The sequence below is a fragment of the Rothia terrae genome (assembly GCF_012396615.1).
Lineage (GTDB): Bacteria > Actinomycetota > Actinomycetes > Actinomycetales > Micrococcaceae > Rothia > Rothia terrae.
This window is the reverse complement of the sequence record NZ_JAAXPV010000019.1, coordinates 23534-42279: the sequence shown is the minus strand read 5'-3', so window position 1 is coordinate 42279 and position 18746 is coordinate 23534. Positions and strand designations below refer to the sequence as shown.

Here is an 18746-nt window from a genome sequence, read left to right as displayed (position 1 = left end):
TGGAAGCGCCGACTGAAGAGGTGTGGAGTTGACTGGTACTAATAGGTCGAAGGCTTACTTTTCAATCATTTTTTGGTGGTTGGTGTGAATAGTTGTTTGGTTGTTGTTGCGTCCACTATGCGGTTTTGAAATAATAAACCACCAGGTTTAAAACAAAAAAGAGGTTCTCACGGACCTCTTTTTTATTTAACATCCTATTTTATCCGGGTACCAGCCTGACTGGTGCCCGGATTTTTTGTATCCACCCACAAGACAACACCGGCGTCCCCAGAGCGAACTCCACACAAGCGTCAGCGTCCACATACACACCAAGAGCCTAACGGAACAGTTCACCAGCAGGTACTAGAGTAGAAACTCGTACTTATAACTCATAGATAGAAGACATAGCTTCATGACCTTTACCCCACGCAAACTCTTCAATATCTTCGCAACCGCTGAGATGATCACCTGGGCAGGCCTCATCAGCGCACTCATCTGCAGAGTAACAGGCATCGCTGACTTCGTCTCAGCAGCAGGTGGCGTGCACGGCTTCGTATTCCTCAGCTACGTAGCAGTAACCGTGTTCGTGTGGGTTAACCAGAAATGGAAAGCACCGGTAGGGATCACCGGTATTCTGCTTTCCGTTATCCCCTTCGCTACCGTGCCCTACGAAATGTACCTCAACAAGCGAGGATTACTCCGAGGAGGCTGGCGACTAGCTCCTGGGGGAGACACTCCCCATAACGCATTAGAGCATCTCCAAACTGTCGTCCTACGCAAGCCTCTCATCTCAACACTCACCATCCTGGGTGTTATCGTTATCGTCTTCGTAGCGCTCCTGATGATGGGACCTCCAGTACCCAAGAACTAAAACACTGTCACAAGTATCTACTGAGTAAGCTAGTTACATGAGCTCCTTGTTCTCACACCAGATTGATGAAACACCGGCACCTGAGACAGTTGCCCCACCCGAGAGTAGAACTGGGCTGTGGATCGAATCAGAACTGTCACCGGCAGAACTCTGGCAAGCATTCACGGAATACACCCACCTGTGGTGGCCGGTAGACTTACGTAGCTCCCACGAAGCACACGTAGAAATCGGTGACGAGCTACTTATTGAAGAAACAGCCGAGGGGGAGCTGCAACCACTGGCTCAGGTAGTTCACCTGGTTCCACTCGACGTGGTAGCTGTACAACCTTTAGAAGGCGTACTCAACGGCGCATTTGATGGCGGGCTAAGCTTTACCTTCGATGAAGAGGACGAAAGAAGCATCGTAGAAATATCTTCAGGTGTTATCAAACCCCAGGATATTGACCCTGATGCTGAGCTGGGCGTCTTTGAGCACGATAAGGACGCGGCGCAGCAGTTGCTGGGAAGCTTTGCTCGCTTTATCGGCACTGAAGTGAAAGAAGGCTAGCGGTGAATAAAACAGCTCTCATTACCGGGGTGGGACGTGCGAACAGTATCGGTTACGTTGCGGCGAAGAAACTCGTTGAAAACGGCTGGAACGTGTGCGTCAATTACCTACACTCCTATGACGATAGGGCAGAGCTGACGCGCGACGAGAACGATCTTGATGAGCTTGTGCATTTTGGCCAGCAACGTGGGGGAACCATACAGCCCGTTGAACTGGACCTTCAAGAGGCGGAGGCGCCAGCGTCCTTGATAGAGCACGCAGCTCAGCTAGGCGAAGTGAGGGCAGTTATCACCTCGCACGCTGAAAGCATTGATAGCGATATCCTTACCACTTCGATTGAAAGCTTTGACAGGCACTTTGCGGTAAATACCCGAGCTAACTGGCTTTTGCTTAAAGCCTATGCAGAGTATGCACATGCATCTTTGTTTGAAGAAACTACTAAGAGTTTTGTGGCTCTTACCAGTGATCACGTGGCGTATAACCTGCCATACGGCATGAGCAAAGGCGCTCTAGATCGTCTCATTGCCGCTGGGGCGGTAGAACTTGGAGGGCAAGGGTTTCGCGTCAATGGCATTAACCCCGGACCGATCAACACCGGATGGATGAACGAAGAGCTAGAACAGGTTCTTACACAAAGCACCCCGGCAGGACGTTTAGGCACCCCTGAAGACACCGCTCACCTCATCGAATTTCTACTGTCTGATGCGGGGCACTGGATCAACGGACAGATTCTGCACAGCAACGGTGGCTTTGGCGTGAGCTAACAAAAAGCGGGGCAAGACGCCCTTGTCTTATCCCGCTGGTCTACGCAGCGCCCTATCGGCAGTTCTACAGGTATGCCTTGAGAATCTGCGCCAACTCCTCCGGAGAATTACCGAGCTGCTGATTAGCAGTGCACTGAAGCCACATGCGTGACAGGCTCGTCTGGTGAGCGACAGGCGTCATCACCCATCGGAAATCCACCTGGGTCTGCGCGCCCAAAACGTTCAGTACTAGCTCAGTAATCTGCCGATAAGTGTGTTCCAACGACGCACGCATCGAGTCAGTGAGCGCAACAATGTTGTGCGCAGGACGCTTAGGCAACACCATAACCTCGAAAGCCGCTGAAGGCGCGTACGGCACAAAAGCCACCCAATGATCATTATTGAGCAGGATGCGGCGTCCATCGACAAGTTCAGCCACGAGAATGTCAGAAAGGTAGTCGCTGGCATGGCTCTCTTCCCAGCGCTTGCCCTGAACATGTGCCAGCTGAACCTCAGGTGCAGGAGAATTAAAGGCCGTAAACTCCGCACTAACGCTTGAACGGCGTGCCTTCTCAACCACCAGCGCATGTGAGTAATGCAGGTTAGAAAGAGCAACACGTTCTAACGTATCGATATAAAAATCCAGTCGATGCGCGGCCGCGTCGGACGTGAAAGGCGTAAGCTTCGGATCATCGACGGTGGTGCTCCAGAAGACTTCAGCCTCATCGGGGGGCACCTGAGATGGTTCAACAATCGAAAAATTCTGCTGCAGGTGTGCGAGCTTAGAGTTGAGCGGCGCATCCGGCACACGGTAGTAACGGTAACGCCCCGTCAATGCATTGCGTCGCACCGACAGCTGAGTTGTTGTAGGAACCTGGGTTTGCTGATCTACAGTCATTGTGCAATCACCACTTCTTCTACGAGATCTTTCATCTGGTAGATAGCTGTTTCGGGAGTTTTTTCGTCAGTAATAACGACATCAATATCGCTCCACTGCGCGAACGTCATAAAACTGGTGACCCCCCATTTACTGTGGTCAAACCCCATCACGACGCGCTCTGCGGAGGATATAAAGTGCTTGAGAAGTGCCGCTTCTTCAGCATCCGGCGTTGAAAAAGCCGACGCCAAATCAACAGCGTGAGTACTCGTAAAAAGAGTCTGCACATGGATGTCTTCTAACGACTTGATAGCCAGGGGGCCGACGAGCGCATCTGCTGGGCTGCGGCGTCCACCGGTCATCAGAAGGTTGATGGAGGGATTTTTGAACTCGTCAGCAACGCGCATGGAGTTCGTGACAACCGTCAGCTCGTTGAGGCCTTGAATATGGGATGCGAAAGCCGCGCTTGTAGAACCCGCTGAGATGCCAACAGAAGTGCCGTCGGTGATGAATGCAGCTGCGGCTTGAGCAATTGCCTGTTTTTGTTCCTGCTGATGCTTGAACTTTTCAGCGTAGCTAGGGTTGGCGGATGTGTGAATGGATCTTGCACCGCCGTGAATTTTAATGATGCGCGCCTCTGCTGCCAGCTCCGCGAGGTCGCGGCGGATAGTGATGGGTGAGACGCCAAAGCGTTCAATAAGAGCTGCAGTTGAGACCGTACCCAGCCGGTCTACTTCTGCAACGATGAGTGTTTGACGTTCGTCTGCCAGCAAAAGACTCTCCATGCTCAAAAATGATTACTTATGATTATTAGTGATTTAAATATAATCATTTAAGGGTGGAGAGGCAAGCACTATTTATGATGAACTTTAAGAAAATCGCAGCTGACCACCGGAATGAGGATGTAAGGAACAGGCAATGCCCCAAAAACCTTCGGAAAGAATGGCCGTAACAGCTCTAACGCTCATGCTATTCGCACTGTTTGCCACGCTTCTTATCTGGACATGGTCTGCAATCGCTGGCCGCGATCCGCTCGACATGTTCATTAACTGGATCCCCTCAATCGGTATATCGCTCATCTGCATACTCGTTGCTTGCCTGAAACCGCCGCGTCCCACCAATAAACGACAACAATAAGGCACAAAAAATCGCGCCCGCACACAGCGGACGCGATCCTTATTTAAGAAAAGAGCAGAGAAGAATTAGTTCTCGTCTGCCTCAGCCTCAGCAGCTGACTCGTAGTGCGAGTTGGCGAAGCGTTCCTGAGCTTCGCGAACCAGGCGCTCAGCGGTCTCACGACCTTCCCAGCCTTCAGCCTTAACCCACTTGCCGGGCTCAAGATCCTTGTAGCGCTCGAAGAAGTGAGCAATCTCAGCCTTCACGTGCTCCTGAACGTCCTCAAGCTCCTTGACGTCGTCGTAGCGCTTATCGGAAGGAACGCACAGAACCTTAGCGTCGCCGCCAGCCTCGTCAGTCATGTTGAAAACAGCGATGGGGCGTGATTCAACCAGAACGCCGGGAACCAGCTCATCGTTAATCAGAACCATAGCGTCCAAGGGATCGCCGTCTTCGCCCAAGGTGTTTTCAAAGTAACCGTAAGCGGTGGGGTACTGCATGGAGGTGAACAGTACGCGATCCAGGCGCAGGCGACCGGTTTCGTGGTCGATTTCGTACTTAACGCGTGAGCCGCGGTTAATTTCAATAGTGACGTCGAGTTCCATGTGTACTCTCCTTCGTAGTGCCAAGCTGTCATATTTCAACAGCCCTTACAGAACAAAACCGCCAAAAGGCGGGCTTTGTCTTAATGGTATCGGTTATAGGGGGTAAGTACACCAAAAATAGGGCAAAACCGCGCGAAACTAGCACCACATTTCTGGGACGGCATATATTCGGTGGTGTTCTTGGGGTGAGGACGCGCGTCGATGAGTGGGACAATAAATTTTTTCGGAAGCTGATGTAGGTGGGGTAGTGCTTAAGCTTGTTTTTCAACCCTCAATAAGTGAAACTTAAATAAACTTAAACAAACTCAAATAAACTCAAATAAACATGCGCGCGGGTTGCCTGCGCGCATCCGCACTAGAGGAGCAAGCGATGGTGCTTGAAGCCGCTTCAGAAGGCGTTCGGCTCGACCTAAAGTTCGTCGACTACCTGATGCTGATCATCTATTTTGTAACCGTTCTAGCCATCGGCGTTATTGCGCGCCGCAGCATTAGAACCTCCATGGACTTCTTTCTCTCTGGCCGCTCAATGCCGGCGTGGATTACCGGTCTAGCGTTTGTGTCTGCAAACCTGGGCGCTATTGAAATCCTTGGTATGGCAGCGAACGGTGCAGAAATTGGTATGGCCACCATGCACTACTACTTTATCGGTGCTGTGCCCGCGATGGTCTTCCTCGGCCTCGTCATGATGCCTTTCTACTACGGCTCAAAAGTGCGCAGCGTCCCCGAATTTATGCTGCGTCGCTTAGGCAAGGCAGCGCACCTGGTGAACTCCATTGCGTTCTCGGTGTCTAATGTTTTGATTGCGGGCATTAACCTCTACGCCATGGCAATCGTTGTTGAAGCAATGCTCGGCTGGAGCCAGTGGACAGCAATCATTGTCTCGGCAGTGTTCGTTCTTGTTTACATCACCCTGGGCGGTCTTTCCTCAGCAATCTATAACGAAGTCATGCAGTTCTTCGTCATCGTTGCTGGTCTGGTGCCGCTCACTGTCGTTGGTTTGCACCGCGTTGGCGGCTGGAACGGTCTCAAGACGGCACTCATGGAAACCGACGGCGTTTCACGTCTGCACCTCTCAGCATGGCAGGGCACCAGCATCGGCGACGTCACCAACCCCATCGGTGCTAACTGGCTAGCCATCGTCCTCGGACTGGGCTTTGTGCTTTCCTTCGGTTACTGGACCACCAACTTCACCGAAGTGCAGCGCGCATTCTCGGCAAAGAACATGTCAGCTGCCCGCCGCACCCCGCTCATCGGCGCATTCCCCAAGCTTCTCATTCCCTTCGTCATCGTTATTCCCGGCATGATTGCTGCAGCAACCATCGGCAACCAGTTTGCAGACGGCACCCTGACCTACAACGATGCGATTCCTAAGCTCATTCAGATGTACCTGCCCTCGGGCGTCCTCGGTGTTGCCGTGACCGGTCTGATGGCGTCCTTCATGGCGGGTATGGCGGCGAACGTGTCATCGTTCAACACCGTCTTCACCTACGACATCTGGCAGGAATACATCAAGCCCAACATGCCCGATGACTACTACCTGAAGGCAGGACGCGTCGTCTCAATTACCGGCGTTGTTATCGGTATTTTTACCGCCTACCTGGCGTCGCAATTCGGCAATATCATGACCTACATTCAGACGCTCTTCTCATTCTTTAACGCACCGCTATTTGGTGTATTTATTCTGGGTCTGCTGTGGAAGCGCATGACGCCCGCTGCGGGTCTCTGGGGCTATATTGCCGGCATTATCGCTCCGACTATCGTGTGGATCGCCTACCTCAAGAATCCATCACTGTTCGCAACGGGTACCGCTGAAACCCTCTACGGTGCGATCATCTCGTTTGTAACTGTCATGGTGGTTTCGGTAGCTGTTTCGCTGTTTACAAAGCCCAAGAGCGATGAGGAGTTACAGGGTCTGGTCTACGGCGTCGGAACCATTGATGTGAAGTCAGACCATGTAGCCGGTGATACCGCTTGGTACCGTTCACCTGCACTACTGGGCACCGTAGCCCTGGCTCTGTGCGTCGGCTTCTACCTGCCCATCGTCTAAGCGCAAGAACAAGGAAAATATCATGAAAAATGACAACGCTGTTCACACATCGTACGCGCCATTGACGGAGCAGGAAAAAGCCCGCCTGGTGCGCTCCACCCGCCGCACTGATATTCGCAATATCATCGGCGCGCTCTTTCTGGTCTACGGCATTCTGGTGACAGCCACCGGCTTGCTGGATCCCGCCGCTGACCGCGCACTAACCGGCGGAATCGCCATCAACCTGTGGACCGGCATCTCTATGCTGATTGCATCTGCTCTCTTCTTCGTCTGGGCGAAATTTGCTCCTGTTCCTGCTGAAGATATCTTGACGAGCGTCGAGAACATCGACGAAAAACGAGCAGAAGGCGAAGGTGCTCTCTAAAACATGAGGACGCCGGGGGCAGCGCGCCGTTGCTGGCGTCCTCGTGAGTGTCGTCGCATCCTATATTCTCTACGTTCGATGCAGAACGCAGTGCGCATATGTACTAGTCAATGAAAGGTTTAGTCGTGGTAGATGGGTTGAGTCCGCAAGGGCGTAGCGTTCGTATTACCGGAGGTGGATATACCGCCACTATCTATGAGGTGGGCGCCAACCTTTCATCGCTCACTGCACCTGACGGACGCGACCTTATTCTCTCGGTATCCGAGTCTCAGATTCGTGAGGGATCACGCGGTGCCCTACTCGCGCCGTGGCCCAACCGCCTTGAAGATGGCTCCTACACCTTTGAGGGCGAGACTTATCAGGTACCGGTCAACGAAATTGACCGCAACAACGCTAACCACGGCCTGGTTGATTGGCAACGGTGGGCGCTGAATGCTGAGGGGGACCAGCCCTCTAGTGTGCGCGCGTCCTTAGATCTTCTACCGACGCCGGGCTACCCTTTCCGACTGAGCTTTGAGGCAATCTACAGCGTCGATAAAAACGGTCTGAGTGTGAGCGTGAGCGCCACCAACCGCGGTGCGGAAAACGCGCCCTATGCGCTGGGGTCGCATCCGTATCTAGTGGCTGACGGAAATACCGCTGAAGGTTCAGTGGATGAATGGACGCTGTGCGCCCCCGTGCGCACTTTCCTCGAAGTCAACGACCGTATGCTGCCGATTGCTGAAAAACCAGTGGAAGAGTTGCGGCTGGATGTTCGCGAGGAAATCCCGCTCAAAGATTTAGAACTCGACCACGCCTTTGGCGGCATTGAATTTGATGAAACCGGTAGCGCCTGCGTGCGCGTGCTTTCCGACAGCGGTAAGGGTGCAGGCATCTCCTTTGACCGCGATATTAGATGGGTGCAGATGTACTCCGATGGAGCCTCGCGCCGGGCACTCGCGGTGGAACCCATGACGGCCCCGGCGAATGCTTTCATCAGCGGTACCAACCTCACCGTGCTCGCACCGGGAGACACTAAAACCGTCAGCTGGCGTATTTACAGCATCGAATCACGCTAATATCTCGCCCCCGACAACGTTGTAGAAAAGAGAACGTCCGTGATTATTCCTCAGCACTACCAGAACCTCGATGTCCTGCACGAAAACACTCTGCCCGCGCGCTCTTACTATGTGCCCGCGTCCTCCCCGCAGGGGGCGCTGGTGCATGACAGGGAAGTCTCGGCCCGCTTTCAGTTGCTGAGTGGCACGTGGAAGTTCAAATACTTTGACAGCATCTACGACGTGCAGGACGAGTTCTTTGCGCGCGATTTTGTTGCGGATGCTTTTGGTGAGATTCCCGTGCCCGGCGTCTGTCAGAACCACGGCTTTGACGGGCATCAGTAGACCAATATTCGGTACCCGATTCCGCTGGATCCGCCTTTTGTCCCGCATGAAAACCCGGCAGGTGCTTATATTACCGAGTTTGAATATTCACCTGAGGACGCTGCGCCGCGAGCACACCTGAACTTTGAGGGCGTGAAATCCTGTTTCTACGTGTGGGTCAACGGCGAGTACGTGGGCTACAGCCAGGTTTCACATGCCACTGCTGAGTTTGATGTAACCGATCAACTAGTGCCGGGTACGAATAAGCTGGCGGTGCTGGTACTCAAATGGTGCGACGGTACCTACCTTGAGGATCAAGATAAGTTCCGCACCAGCGGTATCTTCCGTATCAGAACGTACACCGTCCCTTGCGAGTGGAGAACTTCGATGCCGACTCCGGCCAGGTAACCCTGCGCAACTACCTAGATTTTTTGGACGCCGGCGAGTTGGTGCGCGCCCGCTACGAGCTGACGCATCACGGCGAAGTGGCCGCACGTGGCGAGGTTGACCAGACGGATGCCGGGGTGGAGATTTCAGGGCGTATCGGCATGGTGGCACCCACTGTTCAGCGCATCCTGCTGATTGATGCGACCTGGCGGGTGGACGCGTCCGGCGCGATTTCCTGCCGTTTAGAGGCGCAGAAAGCGCCCGAGTTCCCTGACCTTCCGCGCTTTGGTGTGCGGGTCTTCGTGGATGCGGCGCTGGGTCATGTGACCTATCGCGGCTTAGGGCCGTAGGAGAACTACGCCGACAAAAAGCGCGCAAGCTTCCATGGAACCTTCAGTGCGTCCGTTGAGGAGTTGCACGAGGACTACGTGACTCCGCAGGAAAACGGCGCTCGCGGTGACTGTGAGATGGTGCAGGCCTCCGGTGCCGATGCGGGACTGAACGTATATGCCGTAGGCCGCGCCTTCTCGTTCAATGCCTCGCGCTACACCACCGAAGAGCTGACCCGCGCCGCGCATAACTACGAGCTCGAAGAATCCGGTTCCACCGTGCTCGTGATTGACTACGCGCACAACGGTATTGGCTCCAACAGCTGCGGCCCCGAAGTGCTCGAAAAATACCGCTTTAACGCAACTAGCTTCACGCACGAGTTCACGCCGGGGTAGGGGCTGTGCTCCCCGTTGCAACAGGTAAAAAGGTGCCCGCCTTCTCAAGTAAGAAGGCGGGCACATGCGGTTTATGCGCTTTACATTCCGAACATAATCTTGAACGCCAGGTAGAACATGATGAGCGCAATGACGCCGTCCAGAATTCGCCAGGACTTTTCGGACGCAAACAACGGACGCAAGAAGCGCGCACCCAAGCCCAACCCGGTAAACCAGAGGAAGCTACCGGTGATAGCACCCGCGTAGTATGCCCAGCGTCCTTCTTCGCCGTGCTGGTTAGCCAGTGACCCCAGTAGAACCACGGTGTCGATATAAGTGTGTGGGTTCAGGTAGGTCATCGCCGCCGCAATAGCGATCGCCTTACCGAGGGTCTGCGGTCCTTCGGTGGACGCATCCACCTTCAAAGAATCGGGGTGCAAGCTGCGACGCGCCGCCGAGAAGCCGTACCAGAGCAAGAACAACCCGCCACCCCAGCGCAACACCTCAAGCAACCAAGGCGCACTTTGCAAAATAAAACCAAAGCCGAAAATACCCAAGCTGATGAGAAGCATGTCTGACAGGGTGCAAAAAATAATGATGGGCACAATGAACTTGCCCAAAATGCCCTGCTTGAGAATATAGGCGTTCTGCGCGCCAATCGCCACGATCAGCGAGAGTAGTGTGGTTAGTCCAACCAGGTAATGCGAAAAGAAATCTGCGGTAGTCACGGTATTCGAGACTAGGAGTTTTTAAGCACTAAGACAATCTAATGATTCTTTGGTTGCGTAAGATACTCTTATGACTCGTTTTACCGCAGACCAGCTCAAGACCTTCGCCACCGTTGTCGAGTACGGCACCTTCGACGCCGCAGCCGACGTTCTCATGATCAGCGCATCCGCTGTTTCCCAGCGAATCAAGGCAATGGAGCAATCTGCGGGACGCGTACTCATCAAACGCACCAACCCCGTTGCGCCAACAGACTCCGGTGAAGTCGTGTTGCGCGTCGCCCGCCAAAGTGAGTATTTGCACACCGAGCTGTCTCGCGAATTGGACGGCGACGAATCCGCGCAAACGGTATCAATCGCCGTCAACAGCGACTCGCTTTCCACCTGGCTTTTGGATGCGGTGCGCGTGCTCGCCCGCGAAGACCACATCTACTGCGACCTAAGACGCGAAGGCGAATACCACTCATCAGCACTGTTGCGCTCCGGCGAAGTCATGGCGGCAGTCACCTCAGAACCCGACCCCATCGCTGGATGCGCCGTCGACAAACTCGGTATCGGCAGTTACTGGCCCGTCGCATCCACCGAATTTGCGCGCGACTTCTTTCCTGACCTGCCCGCATCGCTCACCGCTACCCAGCTGGCCCAAGCGCCCGTCATTGAGTACGACCACAAAGACTTCGGGCAGCAACGTGGCCGCCAGCTTATCGCGTCCAAGTATCGTTTGGGTAAAAACCTGCAGGATGCGCCGAGCGTCTATGTGCCGTCCTCACCGGACTATGTGCGGGCTGTTGATATGGGTATCGGGTGGGGGATTGTGCCCGAAACTCAAAGCGCAGACGCGCTCGCCGAAGGACGCTGGGTTAAGCTCGCCGATGAGCCGGTAGAGATTCCGCTGTTTTGGCAGCACTGGAAAATTACCTCATCAGTGATGGAGCGCGTTACCCAGCGGATTTACGACGCGTTGGGGGAGGGGTACGTGTACTAATTTCTGAACTTTCCGTGGATTTGCGCTGTAAAAACGCGAAAATTTTAGCGCAAATCCGCGGAAAGTTAAATTTTCAGTTGGGTAAAACACCTAGTCAGCGTTTTCTTTTCTAAAATTTCCAAAAAACTTTACGGAGAAAGTTTGCAATCTATAAACTTTACGCGTAAAGTAATTGCCACAAGGAAACAACACCTCCCGAAAGGAAAAGAACAATGGCAAATCTCTTCGCAGGCAACTGGAGAATCGACGCAGCACACTCACGCGTAGGCTTCGTAGTACGACACGCAGGCATCTCAAAGGTGCGCGGCATTTTCGAGCAGTTCGACGCACAGCTCAACGTAGCCGAGAACATCTCAGACTCAACCGTTGATGCAACCGTGCAGATCGCATCTATCAATACTGAGAACGAAGCACGTGACGGTCACCTCAAGTCAGCAGACTTCTTCGACGCTGAAAACCACCCCACCATGACCTTCAAGTCAACCTCATTCGAGATCGATGGCGAAGACATCACCGTTGCAGGTGACCTCACTATTCACGGTGAGACCCGCCCTGTTACCCTCACCGGTGAATTCGGTGGCGTAGCTGTTGACGCATTCGGTGCTACCCGTACCGGCGCATCCGTATCAACCACCATTTCACGCAAAGAATTCGGCATCACCTGGAACGCAGCAGTTGAGACCGGCGGTGTCATGGTTTCAGACAAGGTTCTCATCGAGCTCGACCTCGAATTCACTGCACCCGAGGCATAAAGACTTCCCGTAAAGGGTAAAAATTCCCGAGCAGAAGGAAACTTCTGTGAGTGGATGTGTGTGAGTAAAACTGCCCGTCACCTTCTGGTGGCGGGCAGTTTTTTGTGCTGGACGTGGTAGTAGGGGTCGGCATCCAACTTTCCGTGGATTTGCGCTGTAAAAACCCGGAAATTACAGCGCGAATCCACGGAAAGTGTAAAATAACGTCGCAGGGGAGAGCTACGCCAGTGCAATGGATCCAAAAACACCAGGTAGCTCTCTATCTTCTGGCGCTTGCCATGGGCGCTCTCGTTGCGTTGGCCACGGGCGGGGCGACCGCATCTTTAGAACCGCTGATTCTTCCCGCGCTCGCTTTGCTCCTTGCCGCCACCTTCATGATGATGCCGCTTCAAAAGGTGAAGGCGGTACCTGCATTTCGCGGGTTTTTAGCTCTGCTGTTTGGTGTTAACGCTCTGCTGGCGCCTTTGGTGGTGCTGGGGCTTCTGAGCATTTTTGACTCACTGGATGACATCACGACTTTTACGGTGGCTCTGGTTTTGCTCGCACCGTGTATTGACTACGTGGTGGTTTTTGCTGGTCTTGCCGGGGCGGATGCGCGAAAGCTGCTCAGTGCCACGCCTGCGCTTTTGCTGGGGCAGGTGGTGATGATTCCGGTATGGCTTTGGGTCTTTGGGGCGGTGGGTCTGTGGTCTCGTGTGCCGTGGAATCTCGCCACTGTTGTGGATAGCGCGCCCGACGTTGTGGTGACGTTGAGCGCGGTGATTGTGCCGCTGATGTGTGCCTGGGGTGCTCAAAAACTTGCCGTTTGCGGGGGCAATCTTGCCCGCATAGAAGCGGCCTCGCGCAAACTTTCAGAACTCTTTATGATGCCGTTGATGATGCTGGTGCTCTTTACCTCGGTTGCCGCTCATTTTTATGAGGTGGCGGGGCAGTGGTCGCTGGTAACTCCCGCATTAGTCTATGTTGTGTTTGCGCTTACCATGTGGGTGGCAGGCAGCTTATATGTGCGCTGGCTAGGGCATTCACAGCATCCGGATGCTTGCCGGGCGGTAGTTTTCTCCGGTGTCACGCGCAATGCGCTGGTGATGATGCCGGTTGCGTTGGCGCTCGCATCCACCCTGCCGGATGCTGGTGTGGCGGCGCGGATTCCGCTCGTCGTTGTCACTCAAACCTTGGTGGAATTGTGCGTTATGGTGCTCATGGTCCGCTTCTTTACTGGCTTTCTCAAGAAACAATATTTTTCTTAAAACTTGTTATAAAACACTAACCGTGAGGTAAAGAAAATCCGGTGGCTTTCACAGTAAAAAAGGTAGGATTTAAGACAAGTTTTTGAAAGTAGAAATAACCGCTGCAAGAAAGCTCATTGCGCATCCCCCCCCACCGCACCAGCTAGATTGTTTTCGACAAAATCGTTGCGGTAGAACAGAAAGAGGACGTCCCCCAACGCCTACTGCAGCTTCGCGACGCCAGCTTATTAAAGGTGCTAGCTGGTCTGTGCCGGTGGTTATTGCTACTTCGGTTGTTCCTGCCTATGCAAGGTCAAGCAACCCTGAGTACGCCGGTGTCAGCGCGGGGCAAACGGGTACGGTCAAGTCTTATACCGACGCTACTAATCACACTCGCTATCACACCGACGTTCATTCGGCGGGTTACCAGATTCAGGCGATTAACGGTAGCGCCGCAACAACGGCGAAACTTACCAGCTTGGAATACTACATTGTAATCAGTAGCGTGCTTGCTGCGGCTGCACCGACTTTCCTCGGCGCTACCGGCACTTACTGGAACGCTCCGGTAAAAGTTACTACCGCTATACCGATGGCTGACGGTACTACTATGGTGATTCCTACCGGATACGTGGATTACAAGGTGACCATGAAAACTCCCGGCGCAACCACCATCACCATTCCTAAGGGCGGCAACTCGCCCATCGTGACGAACAGTGCGGTGAACCTGCGCTTTGACAGCCAGTACGGCAACATTCGCCCCTGATATGAGGGGTTTGTTGCCACCTACGCCACGGCGAACAGCAAGCAGTACACCAGCCAATCCACCGTAAAGTCATATCAGCCGCCAGCTATCGCTAAAGAATAAAAGACGTAAAACGGCAGGTTCCCGGAAGAAAACCCCGAGCACCTGCCGTTTTTAAAAGTAGGACGCGCGTCCTTGATGAAATTTTTTAGAGGGCTAACCGCCCAGAGCCTGCCAGGCAAAATACGCCGCTGGTGCCGCGATGAAGCCAATTAAAGCCCAGCGTCGTAGTTTGGTTTCAACAATTGCTGCCTTGATGTCCTCGCGATCCTCACGTTTTTGCGACGGATCAACGGGGGCAAGGTTTGAGGGGTTGGTGACGTCAGGCTTAGACGCGTCACTCGGTGTGTTCGGCAGCTCGGGGTGAATATCCGAACCGGCAAAACCCTGGTGAGCCACGATTAACGCCACCTAGTGGTCATAATCAGACCGAGCATCATCAGGCCAACACCAACTACGAGGTTCCACGCGCCGAGGGCGGCGATAGGGTAGGCGCTTTGCGTGATGTAGTAGACCATAATCCACACAACGCCGGCAATCATCAGACCGAACATGATGACGCGGTACCACAGCGGGGTGGGGCTGGCGAACTCGTCGGTGGTCATCTCGCGCGCTACCTTGCGAAACTGCGCTTCTTCATCAAGATCTGACTGCGCTCGTTTGCTACCTGACTCAGCCACAATACCTCCAGCACCGTGCACAACTCGTGTACGGTTAAATAGTTATAAAACGTACTTCAATGCATGATTATATCGCCCTCACCTTTTAAGAAAAGTGCAGAGCGGCGGCGAAAGGTAGACGATGAGCAACACCGCACAGCACGGTAGCGTCGCTACTAAGGGGGCGCGTTCGGCGTCCCGCAGGAGCCCTCTGCAGTGGATCATTCAAATTTTTGGTGAGCTGCTCATTACGGTTGGCCTTATTCTTTTGCTCTTTGTTGCGTGGCAGCTGTGGTGGACGAACATTGCGGCTAACAGTGCGCAGGATGATACTGTGCAGTCGCTGAGCCAAGAGTTCAAGGACGCGGCAGGCTCTTCTGCGGACGCGGCTACTGACGGCGTCGGTAATGGTGCTGAAAGTAGCGACGGCACTAGCGGTGAGAACGCTGACTCATCGGCGCAGAACACGGATGCGAGTAACCCGCCCGTAGCCGCAGGCGCGCCGGGCGAAGGAGAAGCGTACGGCATCGTCTACATTCCGCGTCTGGGCGAAAACTACCAGCGTCCTATCGCCGAAGGCACCAGCACCGAAGTGCTCGACACCCTCGGACTGGGACACTACGAAGACACCGCCGAACCCGGCGAAATCGGCAACTTCTCGCTCGCAGGCCACCGCCAAACCAACGGCGCAGTGCTCGATAACATCGACCAGCTTCAAGAAGGCGACAAAATCTACGTGCGAACCCGCGAAGGGTACTACACCTACAGCGTGTACAAGCACGAAATTGTTCTGCCCACCCAGGTAGAAGTCATCGCCCCCAACCCCGATAACCCGGGCGCTGCACCCACCGAGCGCATCATGACACTCACCTCCTGCCACCCGCGCTACGGCGACACCGAACGATACATCGTGCACGCAAAAATGGAATCATTCCAGCCACAATCAGCAGGCGCGCCCGCCGAAATTGCCGGCGCAGTGAACTAAGGAGAATTTGATATGTACGGATGGATCTTTAGACATCTGCCCGGCCCACTGTGGGCGCGTATTCTCATCGCTATCGTGCTCATCGTAGCGGTAGTTCTACTGCTCATGCAGTACGTATTCCCCGCATTCGTGGAATACAGCCCCTTCACCGAAACCTCAACCATCGAATAGCCTCACCGTCAGAAAGGTGCAGACCATGACAAAAGTTCTGGTTATTGATAACTATGACAGTTTTGTGTTCACCCTGGTGGGCTACATTCAACAACTGGGCGCACAAACCACCGTGGTGCGCAACGACGAAATAAGCCTGGATGCGGCCATCGCGCTCGCTGAGCAGCACGACGGCGTCCTGATTTCTCCCGGCCCCGGCGCACCTGCAGACGCGGGCGTCATTATTGACCTCATTCGATGGGCAAAGGACGCGCGTAAGCCGCTTCTGGGCGTCTGCCTAGGACACCAGGCAATCGCTGAGGCGTTTGGCGCAACTGTCTCGCACGCCCCGGAACTGATGCACGGTAAAACCTCGCGCCTGGTGCACGAAAACGAGTCAGTGTTCAAAGACGTGCCCTCGCCCTTTACCGCAACGCGCTACCATTCACTCGCAGTGGAGCCCGAGACTCTGCCCGATGAGCTAGCGGTAACCTCCACCACCGACAACGGAATCATCATGGGCCTGGCACACAAAAACGCGCCCATGCACGGAGTACAGTTTCACCCCGAATCAGTGCTCACCGAAGCGGGCTACCTCATGCTCGGCAACTGGCTCAAAGACCTCGGCATGCACGGTGTGGCCGCACGCGCTAAGGAACTTTCTCCGCTGATTGCCAGTTGAGACCGAAAATTCGCTAGCAGGCTAATAAGGGCTAGCACGCATGATGAGCAGATAACAAAAAGGGCGCGTGGACAATTTCTTGAAAATTGCCCACGCGCCCTTTGCTCGCTGTTACCAGAACTTAGCGGCTAGCCGATGCGCTCGGACGCGCTGACGGACGTGCCGTCGCGGACGTCTGCGCAGAAGGCTGAGCGGACGTCGCAGCCGACGGAGCAGCACTAGCAGAGGGCTGAGCCTGGGCGGCGTTCTGATTAGCCTGGTTGTTGTTAGCTTGCTGAGTCGCAGCCGCACTAGGAGCAGGTGCTGCCGATGCGCTCGCTTGAGGAGCGGGTGCATTAGCAATACGGATAGTCACTGTAGAACCCTGCTCAATGGAGGTTCCAGCCGCTGCGCTCTGCGACATTACGGTGCCTGCAGGAGCGTCATCGGTCTGAACATTTTCAATGTTGGTGCTCAGCAGTGCATCAGGGCCGGTCAGTGCAGCAATCGCCTCGTCGCGGGTTAAACCTACGAGCGAGGGCACCTCAACCTTGCCGGTTGAAAGAATGATGTCGATGGTTGACTCAGCCTTAACGGATTCACCTTCACCGGGCTTTACGCCCACCACCATGCCAGCCGGTACGGTGGGGTTATTCACCATGGACGTGCGTCCCGGCTTGAAATCAGCGTTGGTGAGAGCCTCACGTACATACGCCTCGGACTGACCGTTCAGGCCGGTGGGAACCTTCACCATCTCATTGCCCTTAGACATGTTGAGTTTTACAACGCTGCCTTCGTCAATGGCTGTTCCCGCAATGGGATCGGTACCGATAGCCTGACCCTTCTCAACCTTGTCAGAGAATGTCTCTTCAAACTCAAGCTGCAATCCTGCGTTGCGTAAGGAGTTTTCTGCTTCTTCACGAGACATACCGGTAACAGAAGGCACCGCCACGGTGGGAACCTCATTCAGCTTGTTCTGGTAGTACAGAATCAGGCCAATGCAGGACGCTGCCAGCAAGAAAATCACAAGGCCGGAAAGGAACCTGCCCCACGCGCGCTTGCGACGGTTCTTGAGAAGAACCTCAGAATCGCGACCGTATTCCATGACTTCTTCATCGGAGTACTCGCTCTGAGCACCGGCAAAGAAACCGCCCAAACCCGCGTCTTCCACGGGAGCCTGCGGGGTAGACTGGGTATCAAGCACGCTGTACTTGTCGTTGGACGCGGCTACGGCCCCCGCGCCAACTGCGGTAGCAGTTGACATAGCTGAAGTAGCAGGTGCGTTGTCGATATCGTCCAAGACAGATTGCGGAAGTATGCCGCGGGTGGCATGTGCCAGTGCGTTGCGGAAATGCTCAGCATCTTGGTAACGCTGAGCGGGATCCTTGCTCAGAGCCTTCAAAACTACGCGGTCAAGCTCTGCAGGGATCTGCTGCTTAGCGTAAAAGCTCGGTGCCTTAGGCTCTTCAGAAAGATGCTGCGAAATAATCTCGTTGACAACATCGCCAGCAAACGGCGCGCGTCCTGCCAACATTTCATAAAGAACAACCGCAGCGGAATATACGTCGCTACGCTCATCAACCTGAGCACCGCGAGCGTGCTCCGGCGAAATATAACGCGGCGTGCCAATAACGGTGTTCACCTGGGTCAAAGGCTCGCCCTCAGCCACACGAGCGATGCCGAAATCCATGACCTTAAGCTGACCGGGAATGCCGCGCTGACGATCATCATCGGTAGGATCCAACACCATCAGGTTAGCGGGCTTAATATCGCGGTGAATAATGCCCTTGCTGTGGCTGTACGCCAAAGCCTCAAGCAACTGCACACCGAAGATAGACGCATCCTTAGTTGAAATGCCGCCGCTGCGCATCATCTCGCGCAAAGACTTACCGCGAACAAGCTCCATCACGAGGTAGGGAACGTCAATGCTTCCCTTCTCATCAGGCACATTCACCTTGCCGGTATCGTAAACAGCCACAATGCCGGGGTGGTTCAGTGAAGCAACGGATTCACCTTCGCGCGCAAAACGAGAGAAGGATGCCTCATCGCGGGCAATATCAGGGCGCAATACTTTGAGTGCTACCTGGCGTCCCAAACGATTATCGGTAGCTGAATACACGGTTGCCATGGCACCGCTACCGATAACCTCTTCAACGGTGTAACGCTGGTCAATCGTACCGGGGAGGTTCAGTTCCATACT

At 54.3% G+C, this 18746-nt stretch carries 23 protein-coding genes and 1 pseudogene; 17 read left to right on the top strand and 7 right to left on the bottom strand.

The window, feature by feature from the left end; all coding sequences use genetic code 11:
- The first annotated feature begins 391 nt into the window (after positions 1–391).
- Genes HF984_RS09865 through HF984_RS09855 form a run of 3 tightly spaced genes read left to right on the top strand, consistent with a single transcriptional unit; the run spans position 392 to position 2161 of the window.
- Positions 392–850, top strand: coding sequence for a DUF3817 domain-containing protein (locus HF984_RS09865; protein ID WP_168615504.1), 459 nt, complete (start codon positions 392–394; stop codon positions 848–850).
- A 37-nt stretch (positions 851–887) separates the two neighbouring features.
- Positions 888–1397, top strand: a complete 510-nt coding sequence (locus HF984_RS09860) for a hypothetical protein (protein WP_168615503.1) — start codon at positions 888–890, stop codon at positions 1395–1397.
- A 2-nt stretch (positions 1398–1399) separates the two neighbouring features.
- Positions 1400–2161, top strand: coding sequence for an SDR family oxidoreductase (locus HF984_RS09855; protein ID WP_168615502.1), 762 nt, complete (start codon positions 1400–1402; stop codon positions 2159–2161).
- Between the two features lie 64 nt (positions 2162–2225).
- Here the strand turns inward: HF984_RS09855 and HF984_RS09850 are convergent, their stop codons facing one another.
- Together HF984_RS09850 and HF984_RS09845 are read right to left on the bottom strand one after the other, a co-directional pair.
- Positions 2226–3038, bottom strand: coding sequence for an HIT family protein (locus HF984_RS09850; RefSeq protein ID WP_168615501.1), 813 nt, complete (start codon positions 3036–3038; stop codon positions 2226–2228).
- Entirely contained in the window at positions 3035–3802 is a 768-nt protein-coding gene (locus HF984_RS09845) for a DeoR/GlpR family DNA-binding transcription regulator (RefSeq protein ID WP_168615500.1), read from the bottom strand. The genes HF984_RS09850 and HF984_RS09845 overlap by 4 nt, the downstream gene beginning before the upstream one ends.
- 157 nt (positions 3803–3959) lie before the next feature.
- Here HF984_RS09845 and HF984_RS09840 point away from each other — a divergent pair, with 157 nt between their 5' ends.
- The gene (locus HF984_RS09840) at positions 3960–4154 is read left to right on the top strand and encodes a hypothetical protein (RefSeq protein WP_168615499.1); all 195 of its coding nucleotides are present in this window, start codon (positions 3960–3962) and stop codon (positions 4152–4154) included.
- A gap of 65 nt (positions 4155–4219) precedes the next feature.
- Here the strand turns inward: HF984_RS09840 and HF984_RS09835 are convergent, their stop codons facing one another.
- Positions 4220–4738, bottom strand: coding sequence for an inorganic diphosphatase (locus tag HF984_RS09835; RefSeq protein ID WP_168615498.1), 519 nt, complete (start codon positions 4736–4738; stop codon positions 4220–4222).
- Positions 4739–5063: 325 nt separating this feature from the next.
- Between HF984_RS09835 and HF984_RS09830 the strand changes: the two genes are divergently transcribed.
- From HF984_RS09830 to HF984_RS11620, 6 genes and pseudogenes are all read left to right on the top strand, one after another.
- Complete coding sequence (locus HF984_RS09830) at positions 5064–6785, top strand: sodium:solute symporter family protein (protein WP_247596592.1); 1722 nt, start codon at positions 5064–5066, stop codon at positions 6783–6785.
- Positions 6786–6807: 22 nt separating this feature from the next.
- A complete protein-coding gene (locus HF984_RS09825; protein ID WP_168615497.1) occupies positions 6808–7149 on the top strand; it encodes a hypothetical protein in 342 nt (113 codons plus the stop codon).
- A 125-nt stretch (positions 7150–7274) separates the two neighbouring features.
- On the top strand, positions 7275–8207 hold the full coding sequence (locus HF984_RS09820; protein ID WP_168615496.1) for an aldose epimerase family protein: 933 nt from the start codon (positions 7275–7277) through the stop codon (positions 8205–8207).
- 39 nt (positions 8208–8246) lie between these two features.
- Entirely contained in the window at positions 8247–8531 is a 285-nt protein-coding gene (locus tag HF984_RS11630) for a hypothetical protein (RefSeq protein WP_247596590.1), read from the top strand.
- Between the two features lie 6 nt (positions 8532–8537).
- Positions 8538–8918 (top strand): sugar-binding domain-containing protein, encoded by a 381-nt coding sequence (locus tag HF984_RS11625; protein WP_343947468.1) that lies wholly within the window; start codon positions 8538–8540, stop codon positions 8916–8918.
- A pseudogene (locus tag HF984_RS11620) lies at positions 8885–9622 on the top strand (beta-galactosidase small subunit). Before HF984_RS11625 ends, HF984_RS11620 begins: the two are co-directional and overlap by 34 nt.
- An 80-nt stretch (positions 9623–9702) precedes the next feature.
- On the opposite strand, the gene HF984_RS09810 reads toward HF984_RS11620, so the two are convergent.
- Positions 9703–10329: a LysE/ArgO family amino acid transporter gene (locus HF984_RS09810; protein ID WP_343947467.1), complete on the bottom strand. Its 627-nt coding sequence runs from the start codon at positions 10327–10329 to the stop codon at positions 9703–9705.
- 70 nt (positions 10330–10399) lie between these two features.
- Between HF984_RS09810 and HF984_RS09805 the strand changes: the two genes are divergently transcribed.
- The 4 genes from HF984_RS09805 to HF984_RS09790 all read left to right on the top strand — a co-directional run bounded on the left by HF984_RS09805 (position 10400) and on the right by HF984_RS09790 (position 14052).
- The gene (locus tag HF984_RS09805; RefSeq protein WP_168615495.1) at positions 10400–11311 is read left to right on the top strand and encodes an ArgP/LysG family DNA-binding transcriptional regulator; all 912 of its coding nucleotides are present in this window, start codon (positions 10400–10402) and stop codon (positions 11309–11311) included.
- Between the two features lie 212 nt (positions 11312–11523).
- Positions 11524–12063, top strand: coding sequence for a YceI family protein (locus tag HF984_RS09800; RefSeq protein WP_168615494.1), 540 nt, complete (start codon positions 11524–11526; stop codon positions 12061–12063).
- A gap of 227 nt (positions 12064–12290) precedes the next feature.
- Positions 12291–13310, top strand: a complete 1020-nt coding sequence (locus HF984_RS09795; protein WP_168615493.1) for an arsenic resistance protein — start codon at positions 12291–12293, stop codon at positions 13308–13310.
- Between the two features lie 247 nt (positions 13311–13557).
- Positions 13558–14052, top strand: a complete 495-nt coding sequence (locus HF984_RS09790; RefSeq protein WP_168615492.1) for a hypothetical protein — start codon at positions 13558–13560, stop codon at positions 14050–14052.
- Positions 14053–14247: 195 nt separating this feature from the next.
- Here HF984_RS09790 and HF984_RS09785 read toward each other — a convergent pair whose 3' ends face one another.
- On the bottom strand, positions 14248–14490 hold the full coding sequence (locus HF984_RS09785) for a long-chain fatty acid--CoA ligase (protein WP_168615468.1): 243 nt from the start codon (positions 14488–14490) through the stop codon (positions 14248–14250).
- 2 nt (positions 14491–14492) lie between these two features.
- Complete coding sequence (locus tag HF984_RS09780) at positions 14493–14771, bottom strand: cell division protein CrgA (protein ID WP_228008103.1); 279 nt, start codon at positions 14769–14771, stop codon at positions 14493–14495.
- A 121-nt stretch (positions 14772–14892) separates the two neighbouring features.
- Here HF984_RS09780 and HF984_RS09775 point away from each other — a divergent pair, with 121 nt between their 5' ends.
- From HF984_RS09775 to HF984_RS09765, 3 genes are read left to right on the top strand one after another with little or no spacing between them, the layout of a single operon-like run.
- Positions 14893–15735 (top strand): class E sortase, encoded by an 843-nt coding sequence (locus HF984_RS09775; protein ID WP_168615491.1) that lies wholly within the window; start codon positions 14893–14895, stop codon positions 15733–15735.
- 12 nt (positions 15736–15747) lie between these two features.
- Positions 15748–15906 (top strand): hypothetical protein, encoded by a 159-nt coding sequence (locus tag HF984_RS09770; protein WP_168615490.1) that lies wholly within the window; start codon positions 15748–15750, stop codon positions 15904–15906.
- 25 nt (positions 15907–15931) lie between these two features.
- Positions 15932–16567 (top strand): aminodeoxychorismate/anthranilate synthase component II, encoded by a 636-nt coding sequence (locus HF984_RS09765; protein WP_168615489.1) that lies wholly within the window; start codon positions 15932–15934, stop codon positions 16565–16567.
- Between the two features lie 121 nt (positions 16568–16688).
- Here the strand turns inward: HF984_RS09765 and pknB are convergent, their stop codons facing one another.
- On the bottom strand, positions 16689–18743 hold the full coding sequence (gene pknB / locus HF984_RS09760; protein WP_168615488.1) for a Stk1 family PASTA domain-containing Ser/Thr kinase: 2055 nt from the start codon (positions 18741–18743) through the stop codon (positions 16689–16691).
- Between the last annotated feature and the right edge of the window lie 3 nt (positions 18744–18746).

Coding starts and splice junctions, on each gene's coding strand:
- HF984_RS09865 (WP_168615504.1), top strand. CDS start 392: ATGACCTTTACCCCACGCAAACTCTTCAATATCTTCGCAACCGCTGAG.
- HF984_RS09860 (WP_168615503.1), top strand. CDS start 888: ATGAGCTCCTTGTTCTCACACCAGATTGATGAAACACCGGCACCTGAG.
- HF984_RS09850 (WP_168615501.1), bottom strand. CDS start 3,038: ATGACTGTAGATCAGCAAACCCAGGTTCCTACAACAACTCAGCTGTCG.
- HF984_RS09845 (WP_168615500.1), bottom strand. CDS start 3,802: ATGGAGAGTCTTTTGCTGGCAGACGAACGTCAAACACTCATCGTTGCA.
- HF984_RS09840 (WP_168615499.1), top strand. CDS start 3,960: ATGGCCGTAACAGCTCTAACGCTCATGCTATTCGCACTGTTTGCCACG.
- HF984_RS09835 (WP_168615498.1), bottom strand. CDS start 4,738: ATGGAACTCGACGTCACTATTGAAATTAACCGCGGCTCACGCGTTAAG.
- HF984_RS09830 (WP_247596592.1), top strand. CDS start 5,064: ATGCGCGCGGGTTGCCTGCGCGCATCCGCACTAGAGGAGCAAGCGATG.
- HF984_RS09825 (WP_168615497.1), top strand. CDS start 6,808: ATGAAAAATGACAACGCTGTTCACACATCGTACGCGCCATTGACGGAG.
- HF984_RS09805 (WP_168615495.1), top strand. CDS start 10,400: ATGACTCGTTTTACCGCAGACCAGCTCAAGACCTTCGCCACCGTTGTC.
- HF984_RS09800 (WP_168615494.1), top strand. CDS start 11,524: ATGGCAAATCTCTTCGCAGGCAACTGGAGAATCGACGCAGCACACTCA.
- HF984_RS09775 (WP_168615491.1), top strand. CDS start 14,893: ATGAGCAACACCGCACAGCACGGTAGCGTCGCTACTAAGGGGGCGCGT.
- HF984_RS09770 (WP_168615490.1), top strand. CDS start 15,748: ATGTACGGATGGATCTTTAGACATCTGCCCGGCCCACTGTGGGCGCGT.
- HF984_RS09765 (WP_168615489.1), top strand. CDS start 15,932: ATGACAAAAGTTCTGGTTATTGATAACTATGACAGTTTTGTGTTCACC.
- pknB (WP_168615488.1), bottom strand. CDS start 18,743: ATGGAACTGAACCTCCCCGGTACGATTGACCAGCGTTACACCGTTGAA.